This is a genomic window from Vibrio sp. 10N.239.311.G01 (genome assembly GCF_041465805.1).
Lineage (GTDB): Bacteria > Pseudomonadota > Gammaproteobacteria > Enterobacterales > Vibrionaceae > Vibrio > Vibrio crassostreae_C.
Window position 1 is genome coordinate 61,240 of sequence record NZ_JBFSRM010000011.1, and the last position, 12,477, is coordinate 73,716.

Annotated in this window: 11 protein-coding genes; 5 read left to right on the forward strand and 6 right to left on the reverse strand. The window is 44.1% G+C overall.

The genetic code is table 11. The annotated features are described in order from the left end of the window. Window positions 1-40 precede the first annotated feature (40 nt). From AB6D06_RS10920 to AB6D06_RS10930, 3 genes are all read left to right on the forward strand, one after another. The gene (locus AB6D06_RS10920; protein ID WP_010428887.1) at window positions 41-658 is read left to right on the forward strand and encodes an NAD(P)H-dependent oxidoreductase; all 618 of its coding nucleotides are present in this window, start codon (window positions 41-43) and stop codon (window positions 656-658) included. Then, the gene (locus AB6D06_RS10925) at window positions 658-2,580 is read left to right on the forward strand and encodes a monovalent cation:proton antiporter-2 (CPA2) family protein (protein ID WP_372110202.1); all 1,923 of its coding nucleotides are present in this window, start codon (window positions 658-660) and stop codon (window positions 2,578-2,580) included. The genes AB6D06_RS10920 and AB6D06_RS10925 overlap by 1 nt, the downstream gene beginning before the upstream one ends. Before the next feature lie 541 nt (window positions 2,581-3,121). Beyond that, a complete protein-coding gene (locus AB6D06_RS10930) occupies window positions 3,122-4,348 on the forward strand; it encodes a DUF819 domain-containing protein (RefSeq protein ID WP_372110203.1) in 1,227 nt (408 codons plus the stop codon). A gap of 128 nt (window positions 4,349-4,476) precedes the next feature. On the opposite strand, the gene tdh is transcribed toward AB6D06_RS10930, so the two are convergent. Both tdh and AB6D06_RS10940 read right to left on the reverse strand, forming a co-directional pair. Continuing rightward, window positions 4,477-5,508 (reverse strand): L-threonine 3-dehydrogenase, encoded by a 1,032-nt coding sequence (gene tdh, locus AB6D06_RS10935; protein WP_017059546.1) that lies wholly within the window; start codon window positions 5,506-5,508, stop codon window positions 4,477-4,479. Between the two features lie 110 nt (window positions 5,509-5,618). Continuing rightward, window positions 5,619-6,812, reverse strand: coding sequence for a glycine C-acetyltransferase (locus tag AB6D06_RS10940; RefSeq protein ID WP_017064793.1), 1,194 nt, complete (start codon window positions 6,810-6,812; stop codon window positions 5,619-5,621). Between the two features lie 455 nt (window positions 6,813-7,267). Here AB6D06_RS10940 and AB6D06_RS10945 point away from each other — a divergent pair, with 455 nt between their 5' ends. After that, window positions 7,268-8,200 (forward strand): LysR family transcriptional regulator, encoded by a 933-nt coding sequence (locus tag AB6D06_RS10945; protein WP_065584581.1) that lies wholly within the window; start codon window positions 7,268-7,270, stop codon window positions 8,198-8,200. After that, on the forward strand, window positions 8,200-8,583 hold the full coding sequence (locus AB6D06_RS10950; RefSeq protein WP_017069423.1) for a VOC family protein: 384 nt from the start codon (window positions 8,200-8,202) through the stop codon (window positions 8,581-8,583). The genes AB6D06_RS10945 and AB6D06_RS10950 overlap by 1 nt, the downstream gene beginning before the upstream one ends. A gap of 111 nt (window positions 8,584-8,694) precedes the next feature. On the opposite strand, the gene AB6D06_RS10955 is transcribed toward AB6D06_RS10950, so the two are convergent. From AB6D06_RS10955 to AB6D06_RS10970, 4 genes are all read right to left on the reverse strand, one after another. Then, on the reverse strand, window positions 8,695-10,230 hold the full coding sequence (locus AB6D06_RS10955) for a PepSY-associated TM helix domain-containing protein (RefSeq protein ID WP_372110204.1): 1,536 nt from the start codon (window positions 10,228-10,230) through the stop codon (window positions 8,695-8,697). Window positions 10,231-10,341: 111 nt separating this feature from the next. Continuing rightward, window positions 10,342-10,692 carry a hypothetical protein gene (locus AB6D06_RS10960; RefSeq protein ID WP_048612954.1) on the reverse strand — a complete coding sequence of 117 codons (351 nt, stop codon included), beginning with the start codon at window positions 10,690-10,692 and terminating at the stop codon, window positions 10,342-10,344. A 270-nt stretch (window positions 10,693-10,962) separates the two neighbouring features. Then, entirely contained in the window at window positions 10,963-11,358 is a 396-nt protein-coding gene (locus AB6D06_RS10965; RefSeq protein WP_010428861.1) for a cytochrome b562, read from the reverse strand. A 144-nt stretch (window positions 11,359-11,502) separates the two neighbouring features. Then, on the reverse strand, window positions 11,503-12,249 hold the full coding sequence (locus AB6D06_RS10970; RefSeq protein ID WP_017059533.1) for a phosphatase: 747 nt from the start codon (window positions 12,247-12,249) through the stop codon (window positions 11,503-11,505). Between the last annotated feature and the right edge of the window lie 228 nt (window positions 12,250-12,477).

Consider the following 12,477-nt stretch of genomic DNA (forward strand, 5'->3'; position numbering starts at 1 on the left):
TTCCAATAAATATTATTCGTTAATGGACAAAGAGGGCTATATGTCGAAAAATCGAGTCTTGGTGCTATTCGCCCACCCTTCTCAGCATCGCTCTGAAGCTAACAAACCGTTATTTGAGCAAGCAAAACGCGTTGACGGTGTCACGTGCGTCGACCTCTATGCCGAATATCCAACGTTCAAGATCAGCATCGATCGTGAGCAAAAACGCCTATTGGACCATGACATCATCATTTTTCAGTTCCCCTTATATTGGTACTCCACACCGGCAATTCTCAAAGAGTGGCAAGATCTCGTTCTAGAGTATGGCTTCGCCTATGGAACCGATGGCAACGAGTTACAAGGTAAGAGCTTACTGTGTTGCATCACTGCTGGCGGTAAAAAGGATGCTTACCAAAGTGATGGCTACAACCACTTCACTATTCGAGAACTGCTTCACCCAATTGAACAAACCGCGTCTTTATGTGGGATGAACTATCTTGCGCCTTTTGCGCTTTTTGGATCTCGTACCGCTTTAGAAGAAAACCGTATTCAACAACATGTCGATAGCTACAGAACGCTTTTACAGGCCTTGGTTGCAGGTGATATCAACATCAAAAGAGCCAACAAGGCAGAAAAGTTGAACCATATTGTGGAAGAATTGATGGCAGAGGTTAAATAATGACGGGATACTTTCTACAAGCATTTATCTATTTAATTGCAGCCGTGATTGCGGTCCCTATTGCCAAAAGACTTGGACTTGGATCAGTTCTCGGCTACTTAATCGCTGGCGTTGTGATTGGTCCCATCATTGGATTGGTTGGCGAAGAGACAACAACCATCCAGCACTTTGCCGAGTTCGGTGTAGTGATGATGCTGTTCTTAGTCGGGCTTGAACTTGAACCTAAGATGCTATGGGCGATGAGAAACCGATTGATGGGGCTTGGTGGCCTTCAAGTTGGTGGTACGACCGCTATCGTGATGGGAATTGCACAGTTCTTTGGTCAACCTTGGACGATTGCTTTAACTATCGGTTTGATCTTTGCGCTTTCATCGACAGCCATTGTTCTACAAACGTTCAATGAGAAAGGCCTGTCTAAAACGGAAGGCGGTAAAAACGCTTTCTCGGTACTTTTGTTCCAAGATATTGCCGTTATCCCAATGCTGGCGTTCATCCCTTTGTTGGCTCTTCCTGAATTGGTTGCTTTGGCAGAAAGTGCCGCCCAAACCGCTGCACACCATGATGAACTCAGTTTAGTTGCAGGTTTGCCAAGTTGGGCATACGGACTTGTTATTACGGCTTCAATTGCGATTGTGGTCGTCGGTGGACATTATCTAAGTCGGCCACTGTTTCGTTTTGTTGCGAGCTCTGGCTTACGCGAGATCTTCACTGCAACTGCACTGATGTTGGTGATTGGTATTGCCGCGCTAATGAGCCTTGTTGGTTTGTCGCCTGCCCTAGGTACTTTCTTAGCAGGTGTGGTACTTGCCAACAGTGAGTTCAGGCACGAACTGGAATCTAACATCGACCCGTTTAAAGGGTTATTGCTTGGATTGTTCTTTATCACGGTAGGCGCAGGTATCAACTTTGGCGTTCTATTTAACGATTTCGCACTCATCATTGGCTTAACTCTTGGCGTGATGGCGCTGAAAGCCTTGGTGTTGTTTACACTGGCTTTAATCTTCAGAATCAAAAACAGCGACCGCTGGCTATTTACATTGAGCTTGGCTCAAGCGGGGGAATTTGGTTTTGTACTACTCAGCTTCTCAGCACAGAACCATGTATTACCTGCGGATATTGTTCAAACACTATCACTGGTTGTTGCCCTCTCTATGTTCTTAACTCCTGGTCTGTTCATTCTGTTTGATAAAGTGATACTTCCTCGTTACGAGCAAAAGTCTAACGATCGCGAAGAAGATACCATCGAAGAGAAAGGCACGGTGATCATTGCTGGTATTGGCCGATTCGGTCAGATTGTTAACCGCTTATTGGTATCGAATGATGTCAATACTGTGGTTTTGGATCATCAAGCTAATCAAGTCGACTTGCTACGTTCAATCAACATCAAATCTTACTTTGGTGATGCGACTCGTCATGATTTATTACATACCGCTGGTATCGAAGAAGCCGCAATGTTGGTTGTGGCTATCGACAACCAAGACTCAAGTGTTGAATTGGTCAAATACGTTAAACACAACTACCCTAAAGTGAAAATCTTAGCGCGTGCATTCGACCGTGGTCATAGTTATCGCCTAAGAGAAGCAGGTGCAGACTTCGTGGAATCAGAGACCTACCATTCTGCTCTTGAAATGGGTGCAGAAGCCTTGCGTTCTTTGGGTCATCACCCATTCTTCGTTGAACAACAGAAATCGACGTATCAACGTGTTGAAAGCCGTAAGTCTGAAAAGCTCTACCAAGCTTGGTCTGAAGCGGAAGAGAACCCGCGCTACGACAACAACTACCGACAAATCTTCATTCACCTTGAAGAAGCAATGAAAGAAGATATGAAAAAAGACCGTTCAGACAAACACTCTCGTTCTGAACGTGGTTGGACACCTCCACCGAAAGGTTATGCAGATGGCTTTGAGGAAGAAGAGTCTTAAGCAGAATCTAGACTACAGCTCTAGATAACCATGCTATTCAAGCATCAAAAGCGGCTATTTAAGCCGCTTTTTCTTTCATTTACCCCCCTACAAAGCGTCAAATGAGCATGAGTAGCGGGTGCTAGAACTCGTAATCCGAAAGATTTATGTGATCTAGCTAAAATTTTTAATTTCTGACCACATGGCAAAAGTGAATTCACTTTTTACATTATTGAAACATTCCAACCTCGCATAAACCACACCATAAACATGGCTATATATGCACTCATTTAAGTCGTTCAATCATCGCCCCAATTCATAGCGACCACCCTCTAAGGCTTGAGTTACATTGCATATATCTAAATACGCTGCACAAGCCCTAACCCAACCATTCACCACGCAAATAAGTATTGCGCCGCATTCACAAATTCAACCCGTTAAAATTAACATAAACATTTCAAAACATGTCTATCGTTACAATTTGTAACGAATAGCGGTTATCGGTATAGTCCTGCAATTCAAAAAGTGAGACCTCTGCGCTCACCTTAAAGGAGATATAATAATGATTACTAATGATGCTGTAATAATGGGCATGTTAGCTGTTATTCTTGGCGGTGTTTTTATCACGGAAAGTAGCCAAAATAGCGCACTGAAAAAATTCTACTCGTTCGTTCCGGGTCTATTGCTTTGTTACTTTGTTCCCTCTTTATTAAACAGCTTCGGCATAATCGATGCTTCGAATTCTAAACTGTACTTTGTTGCAAGCCGTTACTTACTTCCGAGTGCACTCGTTCTACTGATCATCTCTGCAGATCTGCGCAAGATCTTTGGACTAGGTTCAAAAGCCGTCATCATGTTCCTAACCGGTACTGTCGGTATTATCATTGGCGGCCCATTGGCTATCTTGATCATCGACCAAATAAATCCTGGCCTTGTATCGGGTGATGTATGGCGTGGTCTAACAACGGTGGCAGGTTCTTGGATTGGCGGTGGTGCAAACCAAGCAGCAATGAAAGAAGTGTTCGAGGTTGATGACCAACTCTTCTCTGCAATGATTACGGTTGATGTTATCTGTGCGAACATTTGGATGGCAGTGTTACTTATCATGGCTGGTCGCCAGAAGAAGATTGATGCATGGTTAAAAGCAGATACATCATCTATCGAAGAGCTAAAAGAGACGGTATCTAAGTACCAAGAAGAGAACGCTCGCCCAACAACCACAACCGATCTCATGAAGATCACGGCAATTGCCTTCGGTTTAACAGGTTTGGCTCACTTATTCAGTGACATGATTGCACCGTGGATCTCAACCAACGCGCCAGAGCTTACGAAATACAGCCTAACATCTGGCTTCTTCTGGCTGATCGTAATGGTGACAACGTTCGCGCTGATCGCTTCATGCTTCAAATCTACACGCAGCCTTGAGCACAGCGGCGCGTCTAAAGTTGGTTCAGCGTTCATCTACATCCTAGTTGCAACTATCGGTATGCAAATGGATGTGACAGCTATCTTAGACAACCCAGGTTACTTCTTCATTGGTATCACATGGTTAACTATTCATGCCCTTCTGATGATTGTAATGGCGAAGCTAATTCGTGCACCATTGTTCTTCATGGCTGTAGGTAGCCAAGCAAACGTAGGCGGCGCTGCATCGGCACCTATCGTCGCGGCTGCATTCCACCCAGCATTGGCACCAGTAGGTATCCTAATGGCGGTATTGGGTTACGCTCTCGGTACATACGGCGCTTACATCTGTGGCCTAATCATGCAGGCTGCTGCATTGGGTTAACAACTCATTGCTGTAAAAAATGGGCAACTGAACCTTGATCATATCGCCCATTTTCTTGAGTTCCGAGATGTAAAAAAGGCGACAGTAAAAACTGTCGCCTTTCTAATATCTTGTTACTCAGCTAAAGCTTATTCCCAATCAAGAATTACTTTACCTGACATACCAGAGCGCATCATGTCGAAGCCTTTCTGGAAGTCGTCCACTTTGTAGTGGTGAGTAATGATTGGTGTTAGATCTAGGCCAGATTGAATCAATGAAGCCATCTTGTACCAAGTTTCGAACATCTCACGACCGTAGATACCTTTGATAACCAAGCCTTTAAAGATTACTTGGTTCCAGTCTACCGCCATGTCTGATGGTGGAATACCTAGTAGAGAGATCTTACCGCCGTGGTTCATGTTAGTTAGCATGCTATTGAACGCAGATGGGTTACCAGACATTTCTAGGCCTACATCGAAGCCTTCTGTCATGCCAAGATCAGACATTACGTCTTCAAGCTTCTCTTCCATCACGTTTACTGCGCGAGTCACACCCATTTTCTTAGCAAGATCTAGGCGGTATTCGTTTACGTCAGTGATTACAACGTGACGAGCACCAACGTGCTTAGCAACAGCTGCAGCCATGATACCGATTGGACCAGCACCAGTAATTAGCACGTCTTCGCCAACTAGGTCGAAAGAAAGTGCTGTGTGTACTGCGTTACCAAACGGGTCAAAGATTGAAGCTAGATCGTCAGAGATTTCTGCAGGGATCTTAAATGCGTTGAACGCAGGGATCACAAGGAACTCAGAGAACGCACCAGTGCGGTTAACACCAACACCTGTTGTGTTACGACAAAGGTGAGTACGGCCGCCACGACAGTTACGACAGTGACCACATGTGATGTGACCTTCGCCAGATACACGGTCGCCGATTTCAAAACCACGAACTTCTTGGCCAATGCCAACAACTTCACCCACGTATTCGTGACCTACTACCATAGGTACTGGGATTGTGTTTTGTGACCACTCATCCCAGTTGTAGATATGTACGTCAGTACCACAAATTGCGGTTTTCTTAATACGAATAAGAAGATCATTATGACCCATTTCAGGTTTTTCAACCTCGGTCATCCAAATGCCTTCTTCAGGCTTTAGCTTAGAAAGTGCTTTAATTTTCATAATGTTACCTAGTTCATCTCGCCTAACTGTAAGGCGAGAATCAAAAATCTATATGTTCTACTGGGTGTTGTTCTATCTAATTAAAGGATGCTCGTGGCACCCCTTTAAAATTAGATGATACCCATGTCTTTACCAACTTGGATGAACGCATCGATTGCGCGGTCTAGTTGCTCACGAGAGTGTGCAGCAGACATTTGCGTACGGATACGAGCTTGACCTTTTGGTACTACAGGGAAAGAGAAACCTACAACGTAGATGCCTTTCTCTAGTGCGCGCTCAGCGAACTCAGCCGCTACTTTTGCATCACCAAGCATGATTGGGATGATTGCGTGGTCTGCACCGCCCATAGTGAAGCCAGCTTCTTCCATGCGAGTACGGAAGTGAGCAGAGTTTTCCCATAGTTGAGTACGTAGGTCGCCAGATTCCGCAAGAAGATCTAGAACGCGGATAGACGCAGATACGATTGCAGGAGCAACAGAGTTAGAGAATAGGTATGGACGAGAACGCTGACGTAGCCAGTCGATCACTTCTTTCTTACCAGAAGTGTAACCGCCTGAAGCGCCACCCATTGCTTTACCAAGAGTACCAGTGATGATATCGATACGGTCTACAACGTTGTGGAACTCGTGAGTACCCGCTCCGTTTTCGCCCATGAAGCCCACTGCGTGAGAGTCATCAACCATTACTAGTGCATCGTACTTGTCTGCAAGGTCACAGATAGCAGGAAGGTTAGCCACTACGCCGTCCATTGAGAACACACCGTCAGTTACGATTAGTGTGTGACGAGCGCCAGCTTCTTTAGCAGCGATAAGTTGCTGCTCTAGCTCTTCCATGTTGTTGTTCGAGTAACGGAAACGCATTGCTTTACACAGACGAACGCCATCGATGATAGATGCGTGGTTTAGTGCGTCAGAGATGATTGCGTCTTCTTTACCTAGAATTGTTTCGAACAAACCAGCGTTTGCATCAAAACAAGATGTGTAAAGGATAGTGTCTTCTTTACCTAGGAACGTAGAAAGCTTTTGCTCTAGTTCTTTGTGAGAATCTTGAGTACCACAGATGAAACGTACTGAAGCCATACCAAAACCGTGCTGATCCATACCATCTTTAGCTGCTTCGATAAGAGCTGGGTGGTTAGCAAGACCTAAGTAGTTGTTTGCACAGAAGTTTAGTACTTCTTCACCAGTCGAGATAGAAACCGCTGCTTTTTGTGCAGAAGTAATAATGCGCTCAGACTTGTAAAGACCTTCTTCTTTAACTTCTTCGATTTGAGTTTGAATCTGTTGGTAAAATGCAGAAGACATTGTCTCATTCCTTCCTAGTTATAATTTAGCAGCATCGCGCGCCGCTTTATGTAGGGATGTAAACGATCTCAACACGATCATTTACACTGTAAAACTTATGCCTATATTCTAGTTTAACATCCCCGTTCCGATTATCCCTTTAGTTGGAAAAACATTAATGAATCACAGGCACTAATAATAGTTCATCCCAGTGACATAGGGCACATTAACGCCCTTCACCTGCTTTTTTAAACGCCAAATTAGCTATAATTTCCGTCTAATTTCGCTTTCATATCAAATCTCAATTTTTCATCTCAGAATGCGCAGCAGCAACGCCGCTATACAGATGAGCTTCAAACACAACAACCTATCAGAGCAATCACGTCAATCAATTAATGAAATTGATTCACAAATCAAAGTAAATCGCTCACAATGACCATTAAGTTCATCGTTGAAACTAGCTTAACTGGATACTTATGATTAACCCAAAACTCATCGCCCTGCTTCCGGATCTCGCCTCGTTCATTTTGGTGGTTAACGAAGGTAGTTTTACGGCTGCAGCAAAACAGTTAGGCGTGACACCATCAGCCTTGAGTAAGCTCATCACCCGCTTGGAAAAAGCGCTATCGGTGAAACTGTTTGAGCGTACCACTCGTACCCTTATCATTACGCAAGCGGGTCAATTGGTTTATGATCAGAGTGTGGTGATGATCAACGCAGCGCAACAAGCCGTTGAACTGTCTACCTCCGACCATACCGAACCTGCAGGCTCGATAACGGTAGCGGCGCCTGAAGCCTTCTTGAATTCGGTATTGCAGCCTTTCGTTGTTCCATTCTTAAATCAGTATCCAGAAATCCAACTTAAATTGAGAGCGGCTGACGGCGACATCGATATTTTACGTCAAGGCATCGACATTGCTTTCCGCCTGACTGATAAGCCCGACGAAAGCTTAGTATTGAAAGAGTTAGGAAAAACAAACCTCGTGTTGTGTGCAAGCCCTGACTATTTAGATGCCAAGGGGATTCCTCACCACCCTACCGAGCTGTCTGAACACGACTGTTTGTATCTTGCAGAGACAGACAAAGATCACATTTGGGATTTTCTTAAAGATGATGAATTTCACACAGTACCCGTCAGTGGACGTTACGCAGTTAACCATTCGCAAATGCGACTAAAAGGTGTGAAAGAAGGTCTAGGTGTAGGTATTTTCCATGACTTCGTGATTCAAGATGCGTTGGCTGAAGGCTCCGTGGTACAAGTGTTGGAAGATTGGACCATCAAGAGTAACTACCATGGTGCTATCGCGATGCAATTTGCTCAAACCAAGTATATGCCCGCACGACTGCGTGTATTCATTGATTACGCCATGAAGCACTTAGGTGACAAGTTGGCAGGAGAAATAAACTGATGCTGAAAGGAATACACCACGCGGCCATAATCTGTTCAAACTACGACGCGTCGAAACACTTTTACACTGAGATTTTGAAACTTGAGATAATTGCCGAAAACTATCGTGAGGCTCGCCAGTCGTACAAACTTGATTTAGCGCTACCTAATGGTGCTCAAATAGAACTATTCAGCTTCCCTAACGCGCCAGAAAGGCCTAGCTTTCCTGAAGCTCAAGGGCTAAGACACTTAGCTTTTTGTGTTGATGACGTTCAACAAATCAAAAGCTATTTGGAAGAACAAAGAATCGAAGTCGAACAGATCCGAATTGATGAATTTACAGGTAAAGCATTTACTTTTTTTGCCGATCCTGACGGGCTTCCGTTAGAGCTTTATGAAATCTAGAGCTTTATCAAATATAGAGCTGTACAAGTCTAACGTCTTCTTAATAAACAGAGCATGTCATCTGAATAATGAAACTGACCTCCTCAAAAAGGAGGTCAGTTTGTATATCAATTAACTCAATGCCGTCTTGAATTTCTCAACGCGTGAAAATAGTAACCAATCCAGCAGCATTGCTGTCACGATCGTCGCTCCCGCCAGTGGAAACAGTACTGAAATAACTATCACGATCACTAAACCTGTCTTCCAAAGCCCTGCATCGCCAAACTTCGGTGGCGTGCCAAGCTTTCTTTGACCTGAAGGTCTACGTATCCACCACATCACACCGCCAGTCACGGACACAACAATGAACGCCAAACAAAACAAAGCATTTAGAAGCTTGTTAATGATGTTGATGTCACCTTGATGCAATGAAATACCTACCGCTAACGTTTTGGCAATGAAGTTATAATCTTGCCATGTCACCTCACCCAGAATACGACCTGAGTATTGGTCGAGGTGCGTAGTACGGTCCTGCGTTGGATCAATGATGTCACCGCCCATAGTGTTGGCTGTGACCGTGTAAACACCCGTTTCTGAACGCGGGAAATTCACCTTGTATCGTGTAAAGCCAAGTGAGTATGCTTTTTCAGTAACGTCATCAATGTCGAAGTTGCTTGCTAACAACACATGTTGAGAGTGATCTTCACCCATCTTAGAGTGATCATGAGGTTCCGTCGCCTCTTCCACATGATGAACGTGTTCTGCTGGCTTATCTTGAGACAAAGGCAATAGTGTTTGCTCCAAGTTCCAAGGTAGCTCTTCTTCTGAGCCATGGTTGAGGGAAGCGTGCGTCTTATCAGACAACGGAATATCGTCCCACATTTGAGCAGGGAAAGTGCTCCATGCTTGAACAAGCTTACCGCCCCAAAAACCTGTCCATGCCAATCCAGACAGAATAAACAACAACAGAACGAGCGATAACACACCTCCAATGTTCGCATGCAGATCACGCATTAAAATACGCGTTCCTGAACCAAATCGAAGCTTAAGAAAACCAGCGCGGCTCGCGTTATCTCTAAGTAACCATAAGTAAATACCACTGATGAGCAACAGAATAGACAAGCTTATTGCGACTTCAATTAGATAATCACCCCAATCACCAATCAACAAAGTGCCGTGAATGTCATTCGCGAGTTGGTACAGGCTGTCGCTACGCGGAATCTCTCCGACCACTTCGCCCGTATATTGATTTACCGTGGCGAAGACCGATGTGCCGTCTACAAGTGCTACCGAAAAGCGGTTAGCCAGATCAGGAGCTTTGCTCGGAACAAACTGGGTAACCGAACCTTGTGGGTATTGAAGTTGTACTGCAGCTAACTGTTGTGACACTTTAATCGGCTCGCCCGATGCAACAATCTCTAGGGCTTCGTGGTGGAAAGTCAATTCGATTTCATCATCAAACAGCATCACCAAACCTGTAATGCTCAGCATTAACATAAACGGGATAACAAATAGCCCAGCATAGAAGTGCCAGCGCCATGTGAGGAAATAGAGGGTTTTATTGCGGTCTTTGCTTTTTATATTGGTTTCCGAACCGGTTGTTGCACTGCTTTTAGACTGCGAAGTTGCTTGTGCTTTCGCAGGGGTTTGAGATTCATTTCTCAACATTATAATTTCCTTTGACACACGCAAACATACCTTCTGAAAAATCAGAAAGTAATCTGAGCATGTTTAACTTTACTTAATACTTTATTTTTTAATTATTTTAATGGGTTAGGTTTAAGCAATAACAAAGGGAGGGCCGCGCGGGGCTTGCCTCGTGTAGCGTTCGCTTAGAGCCAAAAAAGCGTAGCTGTCGGAGACAATAGAACTCAGTCGAGTTGTCAGTAGTGTAGTGGGAAGTTCATCTTGGTGAAACGTGGAAAAATGGCTAAACGGACACGGCTTTCCTTTATGAGTATTAGGTTCGCCTTCTTCGATTTGAACCAATTCAAAGCCATTGACCGTACATAACGACGCCCATACTCCCGCACTATTACCATGAGCATTGATAACAGGCATTAATGTTACCAACGCCCAGCTTAGTGCTGTTGCAAGTAACATAGAGAAGTTGAACGAGGTTCGGCGCATCATTCCAAATTTTTATAAATTTCCCTTATTATGAGGCACTTGGAATATAGGTACACGTAAAGATTAACATCAGGTTAAAAAATTGAAGCTAACGCACACTCTTTTTCGTTATAAACCGGTTACAGCATCAGAGCTAAGAAAGTATTGCGTATTTCTTTGCAGTAAGCCTTCGGGAAAATAGGCAATAAAAAACGCCGCCTTACTTCGTCCTCTCAAGAAGGAGATGTAAGTCGGCGCTATATACGTTACTTGTTTTTAGTCTTGGTTTGTTTAACCGAAGATCTTGCTCCAAATACTCGGATTACGCTTCTCGTGATACTCTTCACGAAGGCCGTCAATAGTACGAAGTTCTTGCTGTGCAGATTCAAAGTCACCTTGGTCTAGCTTCTGCTCAATGCTATCAATTGATACACTAATTTTTTTGAAGCCTTCCATGAAGTGTTCTTCTTTTTCAATTGGGTAAACACCCGTTTTCAGCTCAGCAACTAACGTGTCGATACGTACTATAGGCTTTTGCATCTCTTCGATGCTTTGAGCTTCAGCCGCTTGTTTGAATGCAAGCTTCATTTCTTGCATATTTTTCTTAAGATCGACATTAGCAAATGCGTTGCCAGACAATAACGCAGCAGCGATTAAGCCAGATAAAAGGATTGAGCGAGTTTTCATTGTTTCTCCAAGTGAAGCGGTGTCTTTGAAGTTAGAGCCGTCATTACTGTGGCACTTCGACTTTATTATTTTCGGCTAGTGTATACAAAAATCTTTCAGGCACAAAAATTGATTGTGTCGAAATGCAAACCCGCCGACATTCTCTTAAACAAGATCTGAATATTCTGGGATTTCATTACGACCGCGCAAGGCCAAAAAGGCTAGGAACTGCTTTGGCGAATGGGTAATCACTTTACTCGAATCTACGCCCACTTCATCTAACAATGCTGCGACTAAGTCTAAGCCACCGACATCTAAACAGAAATGCGCATCGCTGCCTGTTGTAATAAATGCACCCTTCGCTTTCGCTATTCTTGCAATCTCATAGCAGCGGTCAACACTGCCAACTCGGCTATTGCCTTTGAGTGTGGTGTTGTTGATCTCAATCGCCACGTTGTTCTCAACCGCACATTGAATAACGGCTTCGAAATCGAAATCAAAATTAGGATTGCCTAAGTGACCAAGCGCATCAATTCGACCGCCCTTAATCACATTCAACAATGCTTCTGTATGGGTAGCGACATCCGATGGGCGAAATACTGGCTCATGAAAACTCGCGATCACCCAATCCAAGTTCTTATCCACACTCGGATGAATGTCGATTTCACCCTGTGTGTTCATGATGTTTGACTCAACACCTCGAATAATTGCGACATCTTCAATAAAACGAGGGAGCACACGCTGATTGCTGAAGAACCAATAGTGTGGCGCGCCCGGCATTGATTCTGAATGATCAGTAGTACAAAACATGGCTAAACCATTTTGCTTTGCCGACTTGGCGTTTTCGATCAATGTGCTGTAAGCATGACCACTTGCGTATGTGTGGGTGTGAGTATCTACTTTGAGTTCCATGAATCAATGCCCTCTTCGCTCGGTCAAAATACGTTTTTCAGAAAGTAACTCTGAATCTCTTTCAGGAAAAGAATACTTCAGAAAATGAATGCCTAATGGCAACAATTCGGCCAGTTTATCAGCTGAAAGTGACAATTAGCACCCAAACATAAAGGTTTATTACTGGTTCATTTACACGACACGGGAATACGTGGCTAACCAGAGCCAGCCAGCGCTTGGTCTTATCTA